The sequence below is a fragment of the Acidaminobacter hydrogenoformans DSM 2784 genome (assembly GCF_900103005.1).
GTDB classification, from domain to species: domain Bacteria; phylum Bacillota; class Clostridia; order Peptostreptococcales; family Acidaminobacteraceae; genus Acidaminobacter; species Acidaminobacter hydrogenoformans.
The window spans coordinates 54,530-75,793 of record NZ_FMWL01000004.1 but is presented as its reverse complement, the minus strand read 5'-3'; the positions used below and the strand labels follow the sequence as shown (position 1 = coordinate 75,793).

The 21,264-nt window shown below is 46.6% G+C and carries 25 protein-coding genes; 7 read left to right on the top strand and 18 right to left on the bottom strand.

Translation table 11 applies throughout. The features are described 5' to 3' along the window. Window positions 1–130: 130 nt before the first annotated feature. The 13 genes from hisC to BLP63_RS05480 form a co-directional block, all read right to left on the bottom strand. Window positions 131–1,219: a histidinol-phosphate transaminase gene (hisC, locus tag BLP63_RS05540; RefSeq protein WP_170829309.1), complete on the bottom strand. Its 1,089-nt coding sequence runs from the start codon at window positions 1,217–1,219 to the stop codon at window positions 131–133. A 34-nt stretch (window positions 1,220–1,253) separates the two neighbouring features. Further along, window positions 1,254–2,540, bottom strand: coding sequence for a nickel-dependent lactate racemase family protein (locus tag BLP63_RS05535; protein ID WP_092589917.1), 1,287 nt, complete (start codon window positions 2,538–2,540; stop codon window positions 1,254–1,256). 75 nt (window positions 2,541–2,615) lie between these two features. Beyond that, window positions 2,616–3,020: an aconitase X swivel domain-containing protein gene (locus BLP63_RS05530; RefSeq protein ID WP_092589916.1), complete on the bottom strand. Its 405-nt coding sequence runs from the start codon at window positions 3,018–3,020 to the stop codon at window positions 2,616–2,618. Further along, window positions 3,020–4,237: an aconitase X catalytic domain-containing protein gene (locus BLP63_RS05525; RefSeq protein ID WP_092589915.1), complete on the bottom strand. Its 1,218-nt coding sequence runs from the start codon at window positions 4,235–4,237 to the stop codon at window positions 3,020–3,022. Before BLP63_RS05525 ends, BLP63_RS05530 begins: the two co-directional genes overlap by 1 nt. Before the next feature lie 61 nt (window positions 4,238–4,298). Continuing rightward, the gene (locus BLP63_RS05520; RefSeq protein ID WP_092589914.1) at window positions 4,299–5,579 is read right to left on the bottom strand and encodes a TRAP transporter large permease; all 1,281 of its coding nucleotides are present in this window, start codon (window positions 5,577–5,579) and stop codon (window positions 4,299–4,301) included. A 1-nt stretch (window position 5,580) separates the two neighbouring features. After that, window positions 5,581–6,075, bottom strand: coding sequence for a TRAP transporter small permease (locus tag BLP63_RS05515; RefSeq protein WP_092589913.1), 495 nt, complete (start codon window positions 6,073–6,075; stop codon window positions 5,581–5,583). Window positions 6,076–6,206: 131 nt separating this feature from the next. After that, window positions 6,207–7,253 carry a DctP family TRAP transporter solute-binding subunit gene (locus BLP63_RS05510; protein WP_092589912.1) on the bottom strand — a complete coding sequence of 349 codons (1,047 nt, stop codon included), beginning with the start codon at window positions 7,251–7,253 and terminating at the stop codon, window positions 6,207–6,209. Between the two features lie 116 nt (window positions 7,254–7,369). Continuing rightward, the gene (locus tag BLP63_RS05505) at window positions 7,370–7,783 is read right to left on the bottom strand and encodes an aconitase X swivel domain-containing protein (RefSeq protein WP_092589911.1); all 414 of its coding nucleotides are present in this window, start codon (window positions 7,781–7,783) and stop codon (window positions 7,370–7,372) included. Then, window positions 7,783–9,033, bottom strand: a complete 1,251-nt coding sequence (locus BLP63_RS05500) for an aconitase X catalytic domain-containing protein (RefSeq protein WP_330387094.1) — start codon at window positions 9,031–9,033, stop codon at window positions 7,783–7,785. The genes BLP63_RS05505 and BLP63_RS05500 overlap by 1 nt, the downstream gene beginning before the upstream one ends. Before the next feature lie 91 nt (window positions 9,034–9,124). Beyond that, window positions 9,125–9,814, bottom strand: a complete 690-nt coding sequence (locus tag BLP63_RS05495; protein ID WP_092589909.1) for a GntR family transcriptional regulator — start codon at window positions 9,812–9,814, stop codon at window positions 9,125–9,127. 255 nt (window positions 9,815–10,069) lie between these two features. Next, the gene (locus BLP63_RS05490; protein WP_092589908.1) at window positions 10,070–11,521 is read right to left on the bottom strand and encodes an alpha-amylase; all 1,452 of its coding nucleotides are present in this window, start codon (window positions 11,519–11,521) and stop codon (window positions 10,070–10,072) included. Between the two features lie 119 nt (window positions 11,522–11,640). After that, window positions 11,641–12,144 carry a GNAT family N-acetyltransferase gene (locus tag BLP63_RS05485; RefSeq protein ID WP_092589907.1) on the bottom strand — a complete coding sequence of 168 codons (504 nt, stop codon included), beginning with the start codon at window positions 12,142–12,144 and terminating at the stop codon, window positions 11,641–11,643. A gap of 31 nt (window positions 12,145–12,175) precedes the next feature. Further along, complete coding sequence (locus BLP63_RS05480) at window positions 12,176–12,979, bottom strand: hypothetical protein (RefSeq protein WP_092589906.1); 804 nt, start codon at window positions 12,977–12,979, stop codon at window positions 12,176–12,178. Between the two features lie 425 nt (window positions 12,980–13,404). Here BLP63_RS05480 and BLP63_RS05475 point away from each other — a divergent pair, with 425 nt between their 5' ends. From BLP63_RS05475 to pdo, 5 genes are all read left to right on the top strand, one after another. Continuing rightward, complete coding sequence (locus BLP63_RS05475) at window positions 13,405–13,620, top strand: dodecin family protein (protein WP_092589905.1); 216 nt, start codon at window positions 13,405–13,407, stop codon at window positions 13,618–13,620. A gap of 70 nt (window positions 13,621–13,690) precedes the next feature. After that, window positions 13,691–14,551, top strand: coding sequence for an aldo/keto reductase (locus BLP63_RS05470; protein ID WP_092589904.1), 861 nt, complete (start codon window positions 13,691–13,693; stop codon window positions 14,549–14,551). A gap of 241 nt (window positions 14,552–14,792) precedes the next feature. Further along, on the top strand, window positions 14,793–15,512 hold the full coding sequence (locus BLP63_RS05465) for a transposase (RefSeq protein ID WP_207646419.1): 720 nt from the start codon (window positions 14,793–14,795) through the stop codon (window positions 15,510–15,512). A 96-nt stretch (window positions 15,513–15,608) separates the two neighbouring features. Next, window positions 15,609–16,595 carry an NAD(P)/FAD-dependent oxidoreductase gene (locus BLP63_RS05460; protein WP_092589902.1) on the top strand — a complete coding sequence of 329 codons (987 nt, stop codon included), beginning with the start codon at window positions 15,609–15,611 and terminating at the stop codon, window positions 16,593–16,595. A gap of 24 nt (window positions 16,596–16,619) precedes the next feature. Next, complete coding sequence (gene pdo / locus BLP63_RS05455; protein WP_092589901.1) at window positions 16,620–17,261, top strand: protein disulfide oxidoreductase; 642 nt, start codon at window positions 16,620–16,622, stop codon at window positions 17,259–17,261. Between the two features lie 75 nt (window positions 17,262–17,336). Here the strand turns inward: pdo and BLP63_RS05450 are convergent, their stop codons facing one another. After that, window positions 17,337–17,708, bottom strand: a complete 372-nt coding sequence (locus tag BLP63_RS05450) for a DUF488 domain-containing protein (RefSeq protein WP_092589900.1) — start codon at window positions 17,706–17,708, stop codon at window positions 17,337–17,339. Window positions 17,709–17,877: 169 nt separating this feature from the next. On the opposite strand from BLP63_RS05450, the gene BLP63_RS05445 reads away from it, so the two are divergent. Continuing rightward, window positions 17,878–18,306, top strand: a complete 429-nt coding sequence (locus BLP63_RS05445; protein WP_092589899.1) for an OsmC family protein — start codon at window positions 17,878–17,880, stop codon at window positions 18,304–18,306. A 258-nt stretch (window positions 18,307–18,564) separates the two neighbouring features. Here the strand turns inward: BLP63_RS05445 and BLP63_RS05440 are convergent, their stop codons facing one another. The 3 genes from BLP63_RS05440 to BLP63_RS05435 are packed head-to-tail and all read right to left on the bottom strand — an operon-like array spanning window position 18,565 to window position 19,792. After that, window positions 18,565–19,116: an isochorismatase family protein gene (locus BLP63_RS05440; protein WP_092589898.1), complete on the bottom strand. Its 552-nt coding sequence runs from the start codon at window positions 19,114–19,116 to the stop codon at window positions 18,565–18,567. Between the two features lie 15 nt (window positions 19,117–19,131). Then, window positions 19,132–19,302, bottom strand: coding sequence for a hypothetical protein (locus BLP63_RS16805; protein WP_170829308.1), 171 nt, complete (start codon window positions 19,300–19,302; stop codon window positions 19,132–19,134). Window positions 19,303–19,312: 10 nt separating this feature from the next. After that, entirely contained in the window at window positions 19,313–19,792 is a 480-nt protein-coding gene (locus tag BLP63_RS05435; RefSeq protein WP_242870807.1) for a COG2426 family protein, read from the bottom strand. A 278-nt stretch (window positions 19,793–20,070) separates the two neighbouring features. Between BLP63_RS05435 and BLP63_RS05430 the strand changes: the two genes are divergently transcribed. Further along, a complete protein-coding gene (locus BLP63_RS05430) occupies window positions 20,071–20,679 on the top strand; it encodes a DUF5052 family protein (RefSeq protein ID WP_092589897.1) in 609 nt (202 codons plus the stop codon). Between the two features lie 172 nt (window positions 20,680–20,851). On the opposite strand, the gene BLP63_RS05425 is transcribed toward BLP63_RS05430, so the two are convergent. Beyond that, window positions 20,852–21,181 carry a rubredoxin-like domain-containing protein gene (locus BLP63_RS05425; protein WP_092589896.1) on the bottom strand — a complete coding sequence of 110 codons (330 nt, stop codon included), beginning with the start codon at window positions 21,179–21,181 and terminating at the stop codon, window positions 20,852–20,854. Between the last annotated feature and the right edge of the window lie 83 nt (window positions 21,182–21,264).

Below are 21,264 nucleotides of genomic sequence, written 5' to 3'. Positions count from 1 at the left end.
AGCATATTTGAACATATGAAAGGGCTGCTGCAATACCAAATTTATTAGTTTTGCGGCAACCCTTAACTTGATTTTTTTAAGTTAAATTTTGAATTTATAGAGTTGATTGTTGCTTATATTGTCATAGCCTCTAACTATTATTTATTAAACTATCCATTGAGTCAATGAACGCAGTCATAGCTTCATCTGTCCCGGTAGAAATCCTACCCCAGGTATCATAACCCCAAACCGTCCCAGGTGTAATGAATATACCATCTTTGGAAAGATGTTGGGTCACTTCAGAAATAGGACGATTAAAATTTACAAATACAAAATTGGCATGAGAATGAATATATTCGATTTTGCGACTATTAAAATAATCGTAGAGTCTCATTAAAGATTTTTTGTTTTGTTCAATACTTTTTTGAACGTGTCTTGGATCTTGAAGCGCTGCCAAAGCAGCTGCCTGAGCTAAGAGATTCACATTAAAAACCAGTTTGATTTTAAGCAAAGCCTCAATTATTTTCTCCGAGGAAACAGCATAACCCACTCTCAATCCTGCAAGACCAAATGATTTAGAAAAAGTTCTAAGTATAATGAGATTTTCATGAGATTTTAGGTATGCCACACCATCTGGATAGTCCATACACTCTGCAGCATAATCATAATAGGCTTCATCAAGTAATATCACAATGTCTTTTGGAACCTGATTCAGTACTTCTATCAACTGCTCTCTTCTGATAATTGTACCCGTCGGATTATTGGGTGATGTCAAAAATATCAATCTCGTCTTAGATGTGATAGCGGATAGGATTGTTTTTGGTTCGAATTCAAATGTCTCACACTTAACTTCCTTAAGTATACCATTCATTAGCTGAACATTATTTTTATAAAGTGAGAAGTATGGGACAATGGCAATTGCTTCGTCACCTGGGTCAATTAAAATTTCTGTCAATAATCTTAAAATTTCGTCGCCACCATTGCCAATCATAATCTGTGAAGGTTTGACACCTAAAACGCCTGAAAGTGATTGACGAATTCTTTCAGATCCTGCGTCTGGATAAGTACTGATTTGTTCTAAAATCTCACTGACTGATCGCATAGCTTCTTTAGATGGACCATTTGGATTTTCATTTGCATTTAACTTATAGACCTGGTTTAATCCTAATTCTTTCTTTAAGACTGAAATTGGTTTTCCTGCTTTATAGGCATCAAGCTGATCCAAACATTTTCTAAACAAGGGTAAAACCTCCTTGTGGATGCGACGATGTTGCTCATAAACCAGTCAAGACTGGTAAGCAGTCTCCACCTCGTGGTAATACGCCAATTGATAATTTGTTGTTTTTTAGCAACAAGTCATCTATTGCCGCTTGAACACTTGCAACGCGTTTATATCCTAGAACATTAACAGCATCATCACTCAAGCCGTTTGATACAACTAAAATCTCTGCCTTTTCACGTGCTCTTGAATTACATACAGCAAGAACAGCAGATATTAAATCGATTGACTTGTCATCAACTGGTGCAGACTTTGTTTTTTGAAGAATATGAGTATAACTTAACTGAAGCCATTCCTCAAATTTGGGATGGTTATGGGCAAGTCCCTCATAGCATGGACTTGCAAAAATGATAGTTCCACCGGGTTTTACAGCAAAATAAGCAGCTGTGACACCCTTAAGCGCTTGCCAAAAGTCAAGATCTGCCGGATAGGAGCTGACAACAACAATATCAGCAAGCTCAGGCATTTCCACAGAAAACGCATTCCTGGAAATCCTGGCGCCTTCACGATGTGCTGTGACAAAGTCTCCACTTACAACTTCAATGACTTCTCCCCGATGGTTCTTCACTGTGTTAATTATGAATTTGAGCCCTGCTTGTTTCGCTACCTCCTCCATGCCCAGTCTACATGGATTGTCTACTACACCGAGTGGAATTTCATCCAACATGGCAGCTGAGATATGTGTCGCGGCTGTAGTAGGGTAACCACAAATTCCAGGTTGAAGGATCTTCGCCCCCCCAGAAAAACCGGCGTCAGAGTGTGGAATAATGTTTCCAATCCCTATGATAAAGTCCGCTTCCAGCGCCTTTCTATTCACTTGAACTGGAATTTCAAATCCATTCACTAAGACGGATGGCATAGTGACCATACTGCTTTCGTTTTGATAATCGTGCTGACTTATCTTTATTTTATCGATTAGTTCGGGGCCGACTTTTTCAAGAATTTCCGCATCGGTCAATATACGGTGCGAACCGGGTGCTGTAAGAATCTCAAGATTTTCTAAAGTCAACCCGCAGTCCAAAAGATAATCCACCAAAACCGGCAAGATTTCCTTTACCGGCGTTGATCTGGTCGCATCCTCAATGAGAATGAGGACATTATCCTTTGGATGTACGCAATCTTTAAGAGGCAAGCATCCAAAGGGTTCATCAAGACTTTTTCGAACTGCCTCAGCCAACTGAGTCTGACCACGGGTTTCCTTTAACGTTCCAACGAAAAGTAAATTTTCTTCAGGGATATTAAAACTAATGGTTTCTGAGCCATATGGAATCTCCATTATCATTGAGCGGATGCCCCCTTTAACACATGCTGATTACGTGCTGCACATCGACTGATTGAGGAAAAAGACCGTAACAGTCTATAAGATCTCAATCCAACCTTCAGTAGCATTTAATATTATACGGTCACCGTCTTTGATGTGCTTGTAAAATTCAGGGTCTACTTTGTGAACCATAGGCACCTCAAAGATCAGAGCACTGGATACCAGAACGGGATCAGCATGTTCGATAATCATGCCAAGTGGGCTTTTTTGATTGCGTCCAAGCTTATAGAGACCATCGGCCTGCACAACGGAGCTGCCCTTTCCAGATGGCATCATCAGAATCTTTCCGGCAATATTTCGACCTTCGAGATCATGATTACGCTCGACAACTAAACCCGTTTCAGGCTCAACCAAGTAATAACACACCGCATCTTTGGATATGATAACTTCAGCTTCCGCATAGCCTTCAGAAATCCGTTTACAAACAAATTTCGTTCCCATTATTTGAGCACCTCCCCGAGAATTGCAGCTTCAACTGCTTCTTCCAATGGACGGATGATAAATTTAATGCCTCTGATTTCATTGTAATAAGCGCACTTAGGCGAGTCCGTCACTGCATTCTTCCCGTAATACGGCTGCCAACAAGGCGGAACGTCAATACAAGTATCTGCGATAATATGGCCGCCGGCACGTTGAATGACATCTAAATAACCCATACGGTCAGCAAGTTCACGCGTCAGCGAGCTTGTCAGCACCCAGAAATCCACTGCGAATTTGCGTTCGCCAACAGTCTTGGCAATGGTCTCCACCTGATCGATATTGAGATGTGGACAACCAAACATGGCGAAGTCTATTTTGCCGGGTTCTCTGCACAAACGCTCACGCGTTGCGGCAAGATCCTGATCTGTGATTTTAATATGATGTTTGATCTTATTATTACCAAATGCGGCTTCGAGAGTCGGCGCTTCAGGTGTTATGCCGACCATGTGGTACATAGAGACTGCACCCGAAGTATTGAGCTGTGCGCCAAAATTCATGAAGCCAGCTGGTGTCGGCCTTGCTTTTATACCGGTGAATACTGGGATTTCCAGCCCCTTATAAAGCTCTGGATAGCACCAGCCGAGAAGCTGATAATCGAAATCTGTTTCTACTTTCGCCTCGACTTCAACAAGGATTTCTCCCTTTCTATTTTCATCCAAGAGTAATCCATACTCCGGCACAATGCCGGTCACTGCAGCACATAACGCGCTTTGCGAGGATTCTCGATTAGATCTCGCACCAAGTACTGAGTTGACATATGGCGTAGCACTGGATTCTGAGAAAGCAATGACTTCCCCAAATCCAGGTACGTTTTGTTGGAGATAAGGTGTACAGTCAAACGTTAAAGTTGCGCCAATTTTCCTATATGCCTCATTAGTCGAACTTACTATGTTTATGCCTGCCTTAGGAATCTCAAAAAGATTCTTGTTTAGATATTTTAAATCAATACTTGGATTAACCGTTGGTGATACTTTGCAGGTCGCGCCAAGATTTAGAAGCTTTTCCACAAACCACAGATCAGCGTCCTGGGCACTCAATGCAACGTGGGCCCGCGTGATGGGCACCATGCGTTCAGCTTCAAACGTCTCCCCCATTGCAACCTGAATTTTCATAGCAGCTGCAATGCCTTCCCCATATTTTCCTGCAAGCATGTCTTTTTCTTCAGAAGTTAGTTTCATATCGCACCTCCATAAATCAGTAAACTGAGCGTTACATAGTCAGGTCTCTTTATTAAATTGCCTATCTCAGCAAATTTACCAAAAACATAGTAGTTGCAGGGATATACGTTGTCGCCATTAAAACCAGTATCAATGCCAAAAGGAAGTATCTCATATATACCATCATGCTGCCGATAGATACTTTTCCAACTGCTGACGCCACAAACAGATTGATGCCATATGGCGGGGTGATAAAGCCGATCGCAAGGTTCATTGTGATGACAACACCAAAAGTGATAGGCGACATGCCAAGTTGGGTAACAATTGGCAGCAATATTGGAGAAAGGATTATGGTGGCTGGAATATTGTCTATCAAGGTGCCAATTGCCAAAAGAAACAGGTTGATAATCAACAATAACAGGAATTTATTCGTCGTTATGGTCATAATAGCATCTGCGATTGCCGTAGGAATCTGCTGTATGCTCAGATATCCTGCAAATGCCATGGAAAAGCCCACCATAAAGGTTGTGATGCCATTAATCAAAATAGTGTCAAATAAAGACTTGTATAGTAGTTTCCATGTCAGCTCTTTGTATATAAAAGCGCCGACAAAGGCCGAGTAGACGACTGCTATGACTGCAGCTTCCGTTGGTGTAAAAACGCCAGCGTAAATCCCCCCAAGTACAATCGTTGGCGCTAAGATCGCCCAGATTGCATCTTTGAAGGATAAAAGAACTTCCTTCGCTTTTGGAAAATGTCCTGTCCCTTTATAACCATACTTTTTTGCTAATAGGTACGAGGTAGTCAAAAGCGCTACACCCATTAAGACACCAGGAATGAAGCCAGCAATAAACAGGTCACTGATGGATGTATTGACAACGACCCCATAAATAACGAACGGAATACTTGGTGGAATGATTACGCCAATAGTTCCGGCTGCAGCAGTCAAAGACGCTGCAAAGCCTGTGTCATAATCTCTTTCCTTCATTGCTGGGATCATAAAAGTCCCAATTGCTGATGTCGTAGCCATAGCAGAGCCTGAAATAGCCGCGAAGAACATACAGGATACAGTTGTAACCATAGCAAGGCCACCGGTAAAGTAACCAAAAATCATATTCGCGAAGTCCAAAAGCCGCTTGGCTACACCACCCGTACTCATTAGACTGCCAGCGAGGATAAAGAAAGGGATCGCCATCAAAGGGAATGAATCACACCCTGCAACTGCGTTTTGTGTCACCATGACAAGTGGGATATCCGCAAAAAAGAACAGCGTTATCGCCGTTGATATGCCTACGGCGTATCCAATCGGAACGCTGAGAATGATCAGGACAATAAAGGATCCAAAAAGAAACAAAGCTTCCATTTTATATTGTCCCCCCTTCCGTTTCTTTTGCAGGTTTGAACAACTCAACCAATTGATCTATGAGATATAAGCTCGTTATTGCTGAACTGAATGGCAGTGATAAATATACATAGCTTAATGGTATTTTCAAGGCCGTTGAAAGTGCATTTCTTCCAGCAATCTTCATGACAAGCTGGTAGCCGTTTATGACTAGAAAAATACAAAACATCAAGAGTATTATCAAAGCTACAGCATTCAGCAGCTTTGCTCCAGTCTGACTCAATTTTTTCGCTAAAATTCCAACTCGGATTTGCTCCTTCAATCGAATTCCAACACCTGTACCTAACCAGATTTGCCAAATAAATATGTAACGCGCAAGCTCTTCACTCCATGATAGCGAATTGTTGAATACATATCGCATTATGACCTGTACGAAGATCAAGACAACTGTAAAAACCAGGCTCGCGATTAATAAACGTTCTTCCAACTTCGTATAGAGGTGCAGCAATTTTCTCATCCACGTCACCTTCTTCCAATGTGAACTTCTTTTCGGACTTCAAAAGCTTTCTGCAAAAATTGTTTTTAGAAAAATACCGGGAGGTATGAGTGACCTCCCGGCAAAAGTGGGGCTGAATTGCAAGGGGAATTTTAATTATTGTATTGTTCAATGAGGTCAAACCATTCCTGACCAAATTCAGCTTTGTATTTGTCATGCATTGGGACCAAAGCATCCATGAACTTTTGCATGTTTTCCGCTGAAATTTCATTTACTGTCATTCCAGCTTCTTTCAATTTGTCAACGGTTTCGATATTGTCGTTAATTTCATCTTCGCGTTCAGCTTCTACGAGGAACTTTCTGGCACCTTCCATGACAACCTTCTGCTGATCTTCAGATAAGCCGTTGAAGAAGTCAGCATTCATGACATTGGCGAGATATGATTGAACATGACTTGTAAGGCTATAGAATTCCTGTACTTCATAGAACTTTGAAGCATACACTAAAGCAGGCGCGTTTTCCTGACCGTCGACTGTGCCTTGCTGAAGGCCGGTGAAAACTTCACCAAAGCTCATAGGTGTTGGGTTTGCCCCCAGATATTTAAACATATCAATGAAAACTGGGCTTTCCATGACGCGCATCTTGATGCCTTCAAGATCTTTCGGTTCGTTGATTGGTCTGACATTATTGGACATACTGCGAGCACCGTTATAGCTGTAACCAAGGTTCATGAGACCGACCGGGGCCAGCTTTTCATCCAGCTTCTTGCCGAGATCTCCATCCAAAGCGTTGAAGCCTGCACGAACGTCTTTAAAAATAAATGGAAGGTCAAGCAGTCCGAATATAGGATCATAGGCTGTTAAAACTGCAGTTGAAGGAATAGCAATTTGAACTGTATTCAGTGCAACGGCTTCGGTTAACTGAAGGTCACCGCCCAATTGTCCATTAGGGAACAATTGAACTTCAATAGTTCCGCCGGATTCTTTCTCGACGTAATCCTTAAACGCTACTGCGCCGCGGTGTGTGGCTGTTTCTTCAGAAACTATGTGAGCCACTTTAATGACGACGGATTCAGCCGGTGTTTCCGCAGGGGTTTCTGCCGGCGCCTCAGACGGAGCCGCTGGCTCAGGGCTGCTGCAGCCAGTAGCCATTCCTAAAATCATAACAAAGATTAATAGAAATACAGATAGCTTTTTCATAGTCTTCCTCCTCAATTGTAATACTCACTCCAAACTCCCCAACCTTGCTTTGCAAATGTATTTGTTATTTGTCCGGACTTTCACCTCCCCAAGTTAATCCATTGATCTCACAAGGATTAGATAAACTCTACTTTTTCTGAATTTGCGTCAACTCTAACCCTGCAACCGTCCTTTAACGCCGCATAGAAAGATTCATCCAGCTGATCGACCATAGGGACTTCCATGATAATAGCGCTGGAAACAAGTACTGTATCTGGGTTTTGTATGATCATAGCTTTGGGTGCGTTCTGTTTCATTGCGAGCTGGTAAAGACCATCGGCTTGAACCACCGAACTGCCTTTTCCCCCTGGAAACACAAGTATTTTTCCTGCTATACTTTTGCCTTCAAGATCATGCCCTTTTTCAATAACCTCACCTGTTTCTGGCTTTATGAGATAAAACATGATGTCGTCCTTTGAAACGATGACCTCACCCTCCGCGACACCTTCTGATATACGATGACAAGGAAAACTTTTTTGTTGATCCGTCATTAATCGACCTCTCCTTTCAGCGCTGCATCAATACAGGTTTCAAGATCTCTGATGACGAAGTTCAGACCTCTGCGTTTAGGATAATAGGCGCACTTTGGAGAATCTGTAATACCGGTTTTGCCCGAGAGATAATGCCAGCAAGGCTGATCTGGACATGTATCTGACACAATATCCCCCCCGGCTTCTCTAATGATCTCCAGAAATCCCATTCGGTCTGCCATTTCTTTCGTATGACTTGATGTTAGAATCCACATTTCCATAGAAAGCTTTTTGCCTTTAACGCGTTCCGCAATGATCTGCACTTGACGCAATGTGAAATGAGGGCATCCAAACATTGCAAAATCAATTTTTTGACCGCCTGGCTCTGAAATTTGCGATAATATTTCCTGTAGATCTTCATTCGTGATGGTTACGACCCTTTTAGGCGCTTTGCCGCCAAATGCGGCTTCCATAGATGGCGCTTCCGGTGTTACGCCGAGTACATGAAACATGCCATAGGCACCTGAAGTGTTGAGCTGAGCACCCAGATTCATGAATGCCTCTGGTGTGATTGGTGCTGGCAGCCCTGTAAAGACTGGAATACCTGTACCAATTTTCTTTCCCATATATCCAAGAAGTTGATATTCGAAATCACTGTTTATATCTGCTTCTACATTGACTAAAATATCACCGTAACGATTTTCGTCGAGCAGAAGTCCATATTCAGGCACTACTCCAGTTATAGCCGCGCACAGCGCACTCTGAGCTGCCTCGCGGTTCGATCTGGCTCCCCATACACTATTAACATATGGTGTTGCGCTGGATTCAGAAAAGGCAGTGACTTCTCCGAAAAATGGCACATTGGTTTGTATGTATGGCGTACAGTTATAAGACAACACCGCACCAAGTGCCTTATAGGTATCATGGGTGCGTTGCATCAAATTTGCGTATTCTTCAGTAACCTTACCGGCGCTTTTGAAGTAATTAAGATTAAATCCTGGGTTTACTGTGGGTGGGATTTTGCAGCGCGCGCCTGCTTTTAAGAGCTTTTCTGCAAACCAAAGGTCAGCCTCTTGGTTGCTGAGCGCGACATGTGCCCGCGTAATTGGCACCATCCGCTTAGCGTGAAATGAATCTCCAATTGCAACCTGTATTTTCATTGCAATTGCGACACCCTCTCCATGCTTGCCCTCAAGCATTTCTCTTTCGTGCTTCGTTAATTCCACACTTTCGCCTCCCTCTTTTCGGGTAAATCCATCTGTTTGAAACAATACTTATAACGCCACATCTGTATTCAGGCAATATTCGACCTGTATACAGCATATCTTAAAACAAATTAATAATTTCACTTTTTTACATGCTTTAGATATGAAAATCTAAGTTTTTCAGAACGTTGTTTTCAGCAAAAAGAATGTGTTCCGCCAATAAACGTTTAATTTCTTCTTCGTCCCTCAGCTTGATTGATTGAATAATATCCAAATGCTGCTGTATGGTCACTATATGATAAGGAAACTTACTTATTGATAATGCCTGGATCCTTTGAATCCTCTGTCGAATACTGTGCATGATGTCTTTAAGAACTGAGTTATCAGATTTGTCATAAATTAATGAATGAAGCATGTGATCATATTCCGCCAAATCTTCATACGCAATCTCTTCACCGGCTTCCAATTTCTCTTTGCTGTTAATCCAGTTTCTTTCAATTTCAAGCAGGTCTTCTTCCGTCACATTTCTTAAGAATGATTTTACTGCCGCACATTCAAGCGCAGAACGAACTTCAAACAATTCATGTACTTCTCTTGTCGTAATATTACGAACTAAAATACCTATCCCATTATGGATTTCAACCAAATTTTCGCTTGCAAGTATTTTTAATGCTTCTCTGACAGGCGTTCTACTCATGTTGAGAGCTTGTGCAAGAATATTTTCACTCAAAAACTCTCCAGCTGGAATCTCATTATATATGATCATGTGTTTTATACTGTCATAGGCAATATCCGTTAGATTTTGCGCTTTTTTTTTCGGAATGACTAGTTTTGCTTGTTTAGTCAATTTTTCTCCTCCTCTATTAATTTTGGAAAATAATATCCAAAAAAAGCACAAGTGTCAACATGATATACTGTTAATCCATTTAAATTGTATTTTCTGAAGTTTCTGAATATACCACCTGTATACAGGTTACATCCAGCTCTAATATTTGTCAACCTAATTTTGAATCTATCAGAAAAGATTAAACGCCGGTCATGCGAATACACGATTAAAGACATCTATGTCCCATCAGCAAAATTTTGCGTCTATCATTGTGAATTATTCAACATTGCCTCGCCAAACACTGACTTGACCTGCCCTGACCAAAAACTCACCAAAGCCGTCCTCTGCAATGACAACGTCCTTTTCGACAACGCCCAGCCAGTCACCATAGGACATGCCCGCCTGGTCTTCACCCACGTACATGCGCAGGACGCCGTCGTCCATATTACTCATGATAACAGCGAGCTTCTCCGGGTGCTCCTCCGTGCCCAGCCTGACCCAGCCAATCCGGTTTGGGTCTTCAAAGTAATCTGTCTGCTCGCCATAGGCCACCTCTTTTCTAAGGCGCATCAAGATGTCGAGCTGACCTTGCAAGCCCTCAAACGGCTGATCACCGCCTGTACCAAAATAGTCCCCGTAGAAAACACAGGGATACCCTTTGTCTCTGAGGAGGATCAAGGCATAGGCGTGAAGCTTAAACCACGGCTCCACCCATGACTGAAGGGACTGTCCCGGCTGTGAGTCATGATTGTCCACAAACGTCACGGCCCGTTCAGGGAAGGCTTCCACCATGGAGCGCTCAAAGATTGTCCTCAGATCGTAATCCTTTCCCTTTAGAGAGGCCTCTTGGAAATTGAAGTGAAGGCCCACATCAAAAAGATCAATCTTGTGATGGGTCTGGTCCAGATATGCCTTCTTGGCTTCGAGATCCGGCGCCCAGTATTCGCCCACCATATAAAAGTTACCGCCATACTTCTTCGTGACACTTTCATAAAAGACGTTAATAAAAGCGGTATCAATGTGTTTTAAGGCATCCAGCCGAAAGCCATTGACGCCGGTGGTTTGAATGAACCAATCGGCCCAGGTACACAGCTCTACAATGACCTCCGGATGCGCGTGGTCAAGATCCGCGTGCATCAGGTAATCGTAATTGCCGTGCTCAACCGAAACGCCAAGGTTCCAGCCCTTGTTCTCCCCCACAATTCTAAAAATACCCTTTTCATTCTTTCTCTTATCAAAATCGACACCGCTGAAATGGTTAAAATTCCATTTGAACGCACTATACTTCCCATTTCTCGCCGGAAAGTCAAACCCCGTCCAGCCCTCAATTTCCCTGGGTGGTTCAAGCTCAAGACCCCGGTCCTTTGGGTCTACTTTAACCGCCGTGAAAGTCTCCGTGCGGTCCGCGCCGGCCTTGTGGTTCATGACGACATCCGCGTAGACTTGTAGGCCTTGCGCTTTCAACGCCTTGATCATGTCGATCAATTCTGCCTTAGTCCCATATTTGGTCCGTACGCCGCCCTTCTGGTCGAATTCACCCAAATCATAGAGGTCATAGATGCCGTAACCAACGTCGTCCTGACCGGTGCCTTTGCAGCACGGCGGGATCCACACCCCAGAGAAGCCTGCTTCTCTTAGCTGTGGCGCCAGCGCTTTCATGTTCTTATAATATGTTCCGTCGTTTTTCAGATACCACTCAAAACCTTGCAGCATTATGCCGTTTTCCATGGAGTCACCTGCTTTTTCCTATATTCATCATCCTGTTTACGGTTAGCAACAGACGCCAATTGAATCATTGACAATGGCGCCACCTTGCGTCCCAATTATTTAAACTTTGAAAACTTATATTACAAATTGATATTATCAAATTCCAAGATCATGTCATACCAGGTAGCCCCACCATGGGTCGATCCAGAAATCCCCAGGTTTACGAATCCAAATTTTTCATAATAGTGGATCAGATGCTCTTTGCAGGTCAGCACAAGGCCATAACGCCCAGCATTTCGAGCCGTTTCTATCATGTGGGCCATCAACATCTCACCAACGCCCTTTTTTCTGTACGCCGGAATGACGTCCAGGCCAAAAATGGTTTGATATTTTCCTTCAGGGATATGGAGCTTGGTGTCGTGGAACAGGTCATCATAGATGACTTTGCCGTTGATGACGCTGCCGTTGATAAAGCCAATAACTTTGCCCTCTAATTCCGCTACAAAAAAGCTGTCCGGAAACGTCTTGATACGCTGTTCAAAGGAGGTCTTGGACGCCGCCTCCGCCTCTGGGAAGCAAGCACTTTCAACTTCTGCAACAGCCTCAAGATCCTGCAGGGTGACCGGCCTGATGTTTACAGTCATATTTACCATCCTTTCCTGTGTGATTGAAGTCTCAAACGCTAAGCACTTTCCGCTGGAGCCAGTATGCTTCACCTGGCTTTAAGATCAAAATATCTATAGGCCCGCCCACCGTCTTCAGGCGATTCTGCACCTTCATAGTGTCCACGGTGGTGCGGATGGCGAATTCAGCAAAATCCACGGCATCCTGGAGGGTAAAGTAATTCCAGGAGATGTCGTAGGCTTTGAAGCTGACTGTGGTCCCATCCGGCTTTCTGATCTCAGCCGGACTCAGGAGCCTGGCCAGTACATCCACCTCGCCCGACCACGAGGCGCCTTGATTTTCCGTGCCTTCCCTCTTTATCTTTTTGGACTTGATATTGAGGTTCCAAAGCCGCTTTTCATAGACGCTGTTTGAGCCGGCAGCGCTGGTGATGACTGAGGGGCTTCTGGTTCCTGCAGGGCCGTCTGTACTGCCAGGTCTTCCCGAACCGACGGCACTTCCAACCTTTTTATAGCCCGCAACGAAAAAATTGGAATTGGGAACGTCCTTGAACGTATTGAAATACTGAATCAGCGCTTCCGGCACTGTGTCTATGTCCGTATCCGGCCCCATCTGCTCCCTGATAAACGCTTCAATGTACCCCGTCATAGGCTTGTTGTCAATGGACACCTCGCCGCAGACAGAAATGCCTATGTTGTTGGGGCACAAAAAAGTCTTATAGGTGGTATCCGTCGTGTGAATCCCCAGGGTCTGGATCTTTTTCTCCTTCGTCTCCTCAACGCGGTTGTAGGTCGAGCGGCTGTCACTGGCCAGCACGATCCCTTCTCCGACGAAAACGCAAACAATTAATGACATAGGCCGCCTCCTTCTTAAACATCACTGATTTCTCTGACTTCTGGCCCCTTGGGGCCGCGAAGCCTTCCCGTACTATTCCATGCGTCCCCACTTCATTTCGCGGTCTTTTCGTCTCATGCAAATCCTCCCTCGAGGTGTTTTGTGAATGTGGGGTGGGGATGGGGGACCATCGGCAAAAAAGGCCGTGGTCTAAAACATCTATACCCTATCAGCGATGCTTCATTCGCGGCAGTTTAGGCGAAACGGCAGGTGAAATTTGTGTTCAGGCGGTTAATGGGCGAACAGGGGGATATATATAAAAAGTATAGACTTCAAAGCTACATTGCGCAGCTTATTTCACTTTGACAGCAGGAAGCGCACCCGCGCCAGAAGGCAGAACAGCTGTCGCAGTCCACTACCCTGACAGATCAAAAGGAGCGACAAAAATGGCTGAAAGCGTTTATAAAGTTATTGAGTTGATTGGTACCAGCGAAGAGTCTTGGGAAAAAGCGGCTTTAGCGGCCGTCGAGCTGGCTACGAAGTCTCTTAAGGACATTCGCATTGCGGAGGTCATCAGAATGGACCTTCAAATCGAAGAGGGAAAAGCGGTTCTATTCCGAACCAAGCTGAAAGTCTCCTTCAAGTATCACGACGAAGAATAGCCTCATAGGCTGCGGGTGCGTTTTTATAGTTAAGACTGTGTTTAAGAGTTGGGTGGAGGGTGGTGAAAAAATGCTTCAGCTTGAGGATATTCGTCTGAAGGACGGCACTATGATGCCGCGGCTTGGCATGGGGACCTGGTTTTTTGGCGAGCAGTTCCGCTATCAGGCCAGGGAGGTCGAGGCGATCCGGCGGGGGCTGGATCAGGGGATCCGTCTGATCGACACCGCGGAAATGTATGGCGACGGCGGCGCAGAGACCATTGTTGGGAAGGCGATTCAGGACGTGGACCGCTCCGGGGTCTTCCTGGTATCGAAGGTTTATCCGCACAATGCCTGCCCGGGGAAAATTGTGACGAGCTGTTCGGAGACGCTGGCACGTCTGGGCACAAAATATCTTGACCTTTATTTATTGCACTGGCGGGGCGGGATTCCGCTGCAGGATACCGTGGCGGCCATGGAGGATCTGGTGGCGCGCGGAAAGATCAAGCGCTGGGGCGTTTCAAATTTTGACGTCGCGGACATGGAGGCGCTGTTTTCTGTGCCGGGCGGCGAGAAATGCGCTGTGAATCAGGTCATGTATCATCTGGGCTCCAGGGGCATTGAGTTCAGCTTGCGGCCGTGGATGAAAGCTCATGGCGTGGCTCTGATGGCCTATTCGCCGCTGGCTCAAGGCGGGGCGCTGAAAAAGGAGTTGGTATCCCATCCGGTTGTGGTTTCTGTGTGCGCCAGGAACAGAATCAATTTTCACCAGCTGATGCTGCTCTTTGCTATGCGTGATCCTGACGTGGCCGCGATTCCCCGTACTTCGAACGCCAAGCACGTGGATGAGCTGATCAAGGGGCTTTATGTCACGCTTTCAGAGGGGGACTGGGCCCGCCTGGAGGAGGTTTTCCCTGCCCCGGACAGGAAGGTGCCGCTGGATGTGATTTAAGGCGGGCCAGATGCATATTTAATTATAGTGAACTGTAGGTTTACATTACAGGCCGTGCTCAGAGTTTCTGGGCACGGCCTTTTGCAATTGAATGGAGGGACAGGGGCGCGCGGTTGGGGACAGGGCCGCGTGGCGCGGCCCTGTCCCCAACCATGCGCCCCTGTCCCTCACCAAAAAACTTCGGGGACGGTACTTGATTTTTTTAAAGCAATGCTGTATAGTAGAGCCATAGGAGGGGTTAATGATGGCGAGAACAGCCCGTGTTAAAGAAACCTACGGCATCTTTTACATCCATCAGACCAGCAGTGGCGAACGCCCCCTTTTCAGCAGCGACGAAGACCGGGCCTACTTTCTTGAAGTTTTGAAGCGAGCCCAGAAAAAGTTCGAATTTAAACTCTATGCTTATTGCATGCTTTCCCCAAATGCTTATCATCTTGTGCTGGATCCAAACGGCAGCGACTTGTCAAACATTATGAAGAGCATCAACATAGGCTATGCCATGCACGTCAAATGCGACCACCCGCTTTTCAGGGACCGGTACAAAAGTCTGCCTCTTAAATCCTCAGAGGAAGTCGCGCTTCAAATCCAGAAAATTCACAAGCAAAGTGACAGTCCGTTCAACAGCTACTGTCATTACGACCTGCAGCACCCCCTGCCCCTGGAATGGATTTCTTCATTGACACCGGACGCCTACAGCGGTGCGTCTCTCACTGAGGTCAACAGCAGGGTACAGGAAACCGAATGCAGAGCCTGCATCACGACACTTCGCGAGGCCCAGGGACATCTTGAGCGCCTCGCCAAAGAAGACGGCAAAAACACCACCGACCTGCTGAAGGACAAAACCTGCCGCAATCAGCTGATCAAAGACTTCCGCAGGCAATCCACCCTTTCATTGAAAGAGCTTGGCGAATTGTTTGGCGGCTTGTCGGAATCCTCAATATGCAAAATTTTAAACAAGTAGTCTGTTCTTGATCTGTCTTTAATGAGAGCTCATCAAACTGAAGCTCCATTATTTTTCGCCAGATATTCAAGTTTCGTCCCCAAGGAGGTAATCACGATGAAGCTTAATCTTTCATTCAATTTTGACAGCGGTACCGGTAAAAAGTCTGCCCTTGACCAGGAGATTCTATATGATCTGCTCATCATAGGCTCCGGACCAGCCGGACTGAACGCCGCCCTCTACGGCGCGAGAAAAGGTCTCAAGGTCGGCGTCCTGGGCGTCAAAAAAGGCGGTCAGGTGCTGGACACCTCCACCGTGGACAATTACATTGGCGTCGAGGACGCCACCGGCGAGGGGCTGGCGGAGCGCTTCGCTGCCCATGTCCAGAAGCTGCAGGTTCCCATTTTGGAAGAAACTGAGGTCATAGACTACTTTCAGGAAGGCAAATTCCATAACGTGGTTGTGTCCACTGGCGAAAGCTACAAAGCAAAGACCATGGTCATTGCTACAGGGTCAAAGCCACGAAAGCTTGACGTGCCCGGTGAGAAAGACTACGCCGGCAAAGGTGTCGCCTATTGCGCCATCTGTGACGGCCCGCTCTTTAAAGACAAGGACGTCTTTGTGGCCGGCGGCGGCAATTCCGCGGTGGAAGCGGCCCTGGACCTTTCCAAGCACGCCCGCTCAGTGACCCTGGTGCACCGCAGCCAGCTGAGGGCAGACCAGATCCTGATCAATCAAATGACTGCAGATCCTAAAATAACGGTTCACTTGAAGACCAAAATACTTGAGATCGTGGGCGATAAGGCCATGACCGGTATTAAGGTTGAGGACGCAGATACCGGTGAAACTAAAGTCCTCGCAGGGGATGGTATTTTTATAGAAATTGGTTACCTGCCAAACACCGGACCTTTCAAGAAGTACGTCGAGCTAAGCGAAAGCGGCGAAATCCTCACTGACCACCGCAAGGCGACCAACCTTCCGGGGCTGTTTGCCGCCGGCGACGTGACAAACTTCCCTTACAAGCAGATTGTTATTGCAGCAAGCGACGGCGCGGTTGCCGCCCTTGCCGCGAATGACTATATCCATCAAACTCAATTTAAATAATACAAACCCAAGGAGGAACTTATAATGAAAATGTTTGACGCAGAACTGGAAAAACAACTGAAGGACATCTTTAACGATCTGGCTGGCGACGTGACCATTGCTCTGTTTACAGAGGGTGATTGTTACAGCTGCACAGAGACGAGAAGTTACATGCAGGAAGTCTCAGAACTGAACGATAAGATAAAATTTGTGGAATACGACTTGAAAAAAGACGCGGATAAAGCTGCGGACTATGGCGTTGAGCTCGTCCCAAGCATTGTGCTGTTAGATGGCAAGGGCGACTACAAGCGCATTAAATTCAACGGCATCCCAGCGGGCCACGAGATCAACTCCCTGATCCCTGCCCTCATGGAGGTTTCCGGTGCTGAGAGCGAAATGCCTCAAGAGCTTACAAACCGCATTGAAGCCATTCAGAAGCCAATCGATATCAAAGTCTTCGTGACCCTGAGCTGCCCGCACTGCCCAGGGGCGGTCCAAAAGGCCCACAAGCTGGCCCTCATGAATCCTAACATCCGGGCAGAGATGATTGAAGCACAGACCTTTGCCGAGTTCTCGGACAAATACAACGTCTCCGGCGTGCCTAAGATCATCATCAACGAAGAGCACGAACTCGTGGGCAACCAGCCGCTTCAGGCGTTCCTCGACACTATAGAGTCAATTCAATAATTTAGGACTCAAAGTCCGCTCATAACGAAGGGAAGCCAGTGATCCCCCGGCTTCCCTTTTTATCCTTGTATTTATCTATATGCCCTCAATCCGTTTTTCCAGCCAGGCCTTGAGCACCACCGCGTGATTGACGACGGGATCCTTGGCGCCATAAAGCAGGGTCACCGGCTTTTCTGATAAGAGGTGCTGGAGGTGGGCGGCGTAACCATCGGCAAAAGCACTTTGGTCGAGCTCCATGCTGTAGCGGACCGTGAAGTCCGCCATGCGCTCCGGTATATGACAGAAATCCTTGCGCAGGGCCGGGCTTGGCGCCAGGTCTTTCGCCCAGTCGTCCAGGGCCGCCCGCTCTTTGCTGACCCCCCTGGGCCAAAGCCGGTCCACCAGGACACGGTAGCCATCCTCTTCCGACGCGGGGTCATAAATGCGTTTCAGCTTAAGTTCAAGCACTTTCCATCACCCTTTTTTCAAAGAATAATTGCCATGATCAGGCGGCTGCGCGTTGCCGTGAGACCTGAAGAAACGGCCAGCCTTGCATTTTTAAAATAACAGCATAGAATAGAAATAAAGAACCTGCCGCAGCCGCGGCAACAGACTCGAAAACCTGGGAGGAATTAAGATGAAGCACGAATATACCACCACACACAGGGGCGGCATGGCCTTTGAAATGACTCTGGACGGCCACCACAAGCTCATCATGGACGCAGAAGACGACTTTGGCGGCAAGGACCGGGGCCCGCGCCCCAAGCAGCTCCTCATCTCGGCCCTCACCGGCTGCACCGGCATGGACGTGGTGTCCATCCTGAACAAGATGAAAGTCGACTACACCGGCTTTGAAATCAAGGTTGAAGCGGACATGACCGAGGAGCATCCCAAAGTCTACTCCAAAATCCACCTGATCTACGAATTCACCGGCAAGGACCTTCAGGCCTCCATGAAACAAATCGAGAAGGCCGTCCACCTCTCCCAGAACCGCTACTGCGGCGTTGTGGACATGCTGAGCAAGGCCGCGGAGCTCACTAATGAGATCCGGCTGATTGAAGGCTAACACGCCCGCAGCTTTAGTTATGCGAATTTAAGAGCACGGACTTTTTTGGAGGCCTGCCACTCTTGGCAAGTTTTCCGGGAAGCCCGTGCTCTTTTTGTTTTTTGGGCAGATGGCCCCCTGCCCCCACCCGCTGAATCATTAGAATCATTAGGGACGGTTCCTAATGATTCTAATGATTGTTAAATGCACTTTTTGGTTGGCGGAATCATTGGGGAATCATTGGGGACTGTCCCCAATGATTCGTTTGTCATTTGACGACTATTTTATCAGCTTCGACAGCTTCTTAAACTCCGGCGTACCAGACACCTTAAGCAGATCAAACATCAGGGTCTCCGTGTTGCTGACCACTGCGCCCATCTCCGACATGAGCGCCAGCGCGTTCTTGAAATTGGCTTTGGTCCTGGAGCAGACGCCGTCCCTTGCGACATAGACGTTATAACCTTTTGTCAAAAGATCTCTGACAGTTTGATAAACGCAGATATGAGTCTCCATGCCCGTGATGATGACGCTTCTTCTGTGCGTGGAGCGCAGGTAATCCTCCACCTCCGGGGTCAGCCCGCAAAAGGCCATTTTCTCGAAGAATCTGGATTTCTCCGGCTCAAGATTGAGATTCTCAACAGTTTTCCCAAGCCCTTTGGTATATTGCTCGGTGATGACGACAGGCATATCAAAGGTTTCTGCAGTTTCAATGAGGACATTCGTGTTCTTGATAACCTCTTGGCCATATTTCATAGTAGGGACCAGCTTTTCCTGAATGTCAATAATCATCAGGAGCGCGTCCTCGTGTTTCAGGTTGTATTTTGTCAGCATAATTCGCAACCACCCTTAGCACATATTTGTTCCCACTTTACTAAAATCTTCGTTAAATTGCAAGGTCGGCGCAAAAAAATAAAGGCAGCGGTCACCCAGCAGGGGCGTCCCTTTCCGCCTTTTAATACGCGCAGCATTGTTGGCATAGCTTCTTATATACAGCTTCTTATATACAGCTTCTTCCATACAGTTCACTCTATGCGCCCATGAACGAAACAACACCGTGACTGAGGGCAAAAATTAAAATAGCCGCAATGAGATTCCCCACCAGGATCGCCGGAAACGCCCACTTAAAGCGCATATCCAGCAGCGCCGCCGCGAGGCTGCCGCTCCATATGCCCGTTCCCGGCAAAGGAATTGCGACAAAGACCAGCAGACCCCAAGCCCCATATTTCTGGATCCTGCCGCTTTTGCTGAGGGAGCGATGGGTAAGCTTGTGAATCAGTTTGTCAAAAGTCTTTGTTTTCTTCAGGGCATTAAAAATGGGGCGAATGGCGAATAGGATAAACGGCACTGGGATCATGCTGCCAATAAAGCTGATCACAGTTGCGTGCATGGGCGAAAGGCCCAGGGAAATCCCAACAGGAATGGCGCCCCGGAGCTCAATAATGGGCATGGCCGCCGTCAGCAGAACGGTCATTTCTATGGATAAAATCTTTATAAGTTCTTGAATCAAACCTCTCAACTCCACTAAAAAAATAAAAGCCCGCTTGAAGGCCTTTTTCAGTATACCAGAAATGCAAAGAGAGATGCGAATTATTTTCAAATGGTAATATAAAATGGGAAGAATTGGCGCCGCCGGAAACAGAGTGAGACGCGCTTCCCTTTAAAACGCCTGCTCTGCCGATGGTCTCAACCCCCAACCCCCTCTTCCCATGCCCACCTCACTCGCATTTCTCCCTGCAATATGGTACTATAAGCTTCAGTATTGGTCAGAAAATGGAGGTCATCACAATGAAAAGAAAAATTATTGCGCTTCTGACTCTTGTCGTCATCCTCGCCGCCTCGGCAGCAGGCTGTGCCGGCATCCGGGACGCGGTGGCAAAAATCAAAGGGGACCTGGTCGGTCAGAAATTTGTCATCTCTGTGTACGACGACTACGCCGACAAAACCCTTGAGGTCACCGGCAGCAAAATAACCGTGGGGCTGCTTGAGAACTCGTCCAACTTCGACGTTGAGAACCCGGGCTTTGAATCCGAGGTCATTGAGATCACCGTCAACGGGAATCAAATGTTCCAGGTTGGCAACACCGTGATCTTCGCGGAAACAGGCCTCGACATGGTCAAGGACTACGCCGTACCAACGCAGGCCAGCGGCGGCCAGGGCGGCGGCTTCGTGCCTTTTGACCGCTACGTCAACGACATCAAGAATCAGATTGGCAAAGACAAGACCATTATTATTTCGAGTCAAATGGGGATCCCCATTGGGGTGTTTCAGGGAAAGGACGTTTATGTCACAGTTCCAGAAGACCTTCCAAAGATGACCAGGCTGAACATTGACGGGAAAAGCCTGTACATCCACAGGGCCAATTACGTCATTATGGATTCGGAGATGCTGGATTAAGTTTACGCGCAAGGATAAAAAGGAACTTAAAGAAAAAAAACGACCATGCGAGTCAAGTGGCTTAAATCTGCTCGCATGGTCGTTACTTTTTTGTGTTTATCCGGTCAACCTGCAGACATCTCTGCGGGTTATCCTATGTAGCTTCATAAAGCCACGTCAAATTATAAGTTGCCTACCACTTGCCCTTGCCCATGTGGCCGGCAAGCTCAGCTTTGCTGCGCTCCTTGATGATCCAGGCCTCGTCGTGTGCTTTTTTGAAATCAGAAACGCAGGCAGGGTCGAGGTTGATCTCAATACCTTCTTTGGCAAGATCCTTGATCTTCATGGCCAGATTGATGATCTCCATGTGAATGTCGTTGGTGCGGTCAGAAGCAAAGACTTTTTTGGCTTCTTCTTCGGTCAGCTGGACGGCTTTTTCTTTTGGCGCGCCACATTTTGGACATACCTCATAAGGCTCATCACCCTCATGAAGATAGCCGCAGACTGTGCATTTCCATAACATGATGGATACTCCCCTTTCTTGGTTTCAACTGAGTTCTGACTTGTGTTCTGCCTGATTTTTGCCCGGATGACGGTAACCCGGGG

Bases quoted from the DNA above. Each gene is read 5' to 3' on its own strand.
- BLP63_RS05515 (WP_092589913.1), bottom strand. From the start codon at position 6,075: ATGAGAAAATTGCTGCACCTCTATACGAAGTTGGAAGAACGTTTATTA.
- BLP63_RS05535 (WP_092589917.1), bottom strand. From the start codon at position 2,540: ATGATAATGGAGATTCCATATGGCTCAGAAACCATTAGTTTTAATATC.
- BLP63_RS05430 (WP_092589897.1), top strand. From the start codon at position 20,071: ATGAAAAGAAAAATTATTGCGCTTCTGACTCTTGTCGTCATCCTCGCC.
- pdo (WP_092589901.1), top strand. From the start codon at position 16,620: ATGAAAATGTTTGACGCAGAACTGGAAAAACAACTGAAGGACATCTTT.
- BLP63_RS16805 (WP_170829308.1), bottom strand. From the start codon at position 19,302: ATGGAAGAAGCTGTATATAAGAAGCTGTATATAAGAAGCTATGCCAAC.
- BLP63_RS05440 (WP_092589898.1), bottom strand. From the start codon at position 19,116: ATGCTGACAAAATACAACCTGAAACACGAGGACGCGCTCCTGATGATT.
- BLP63_RS05490 (WP_092589908.1), bottom strand. From the start codon at position 11,521: ATGGAAAACGGCATAATGCTGCAAGGTTTTGAGTGGTATCTGAAAAAC.
- BLP63_RS05470 (WP_092589904.1), top strand. From the start codon at position 13,691: ATGCTTCAGCTTGAGGATATTCGTCTGAAGGACGGCACTATGATGCCG.
- BLP63_RS05525 (WP_092589915.1), bottom strand. From the start codon at position 4,237: ATGAAACTAACTTCTGAAGAAAAAGACATGCTTGCAGGAAAATATGGG.
- BLP63_RS05510 (WP_092589912.1), bottom strand. From the start codon at position 7,253: ATGAAAAAGCTATCTGTATTTCTATTAATCTTTGTTATGATTTTAGGA.
- BLP63_RS05475 (WP_092589905.1), top strand. From the start codon at position 13,405: ATGGCTGAAAGCGTTTATAAAGTTATTGAGTTGATTGGTACCAGCGAA.
- BLP63_RS05460 (WP_092589902.1), top strand. From the start codon at position 15,609: ATGAAGCTTAATCTTTCATTCAATTTTGACAGCGGTACCGGTAAAAAG.
- BLP63_RS05485 (WP_092589907.1), bottom strand. From the start codon at position 12,144: ATGACTGTAAACATCAGGCCGGTCACCCTGCAGGATCTTGAGGCTGTT.
- BLP63_RS05530 (WP_092589916.1), bottom strand. From the start codon at position 3,020: ATGGGAACGAAATTTGTTTGTAAACGGATTTCTGAAGGCTATGCGGAA.
- BLP63_RS05520 (WP_092589914.1), bottom strand. From the start codon at position 5,579: ATGGAAGCTTTGTTTCTTTTTGGATCCTTTATTGTCCTGATCATTCTC.
- BLP63_RS05425 (WP_092589896.1), bottom strand. From the start codon at position 21,181: ATGTTATGGAAATGCACAGTCTGCGGCTATCTTCATGAGGGTGATGAG.
- BLP63_RS05465 (WP_207646419.1), top strand. From the start codon at position 14,793: ATGATGGCGAGAACAGCCCGTGTTAAAGAAACCTACGGCATCTTTTAC.
- BLP63_RS05505 (WP_092589911.1), bottom strand. From the start codon at position 7,783: ATGACGGATCAACAAAAAAGTTTTCCTTGTCATCGTATATCAGAAGGT.
- BLP63_RS05445 (WP_092589899.1), top strand. From the start codon at position 17,878: ATGAAGCACGAATATACCACCACACACAGGGGCGGCATGGCCTTTGAA.
- BLP63_RS05480 (WP_092589906.1), bottom strand. From the start codon at position 12,979: ATGTCATTAATTGTTTGCGTTTTCGTCGGAGAAGGGATCGTGCTGGCC.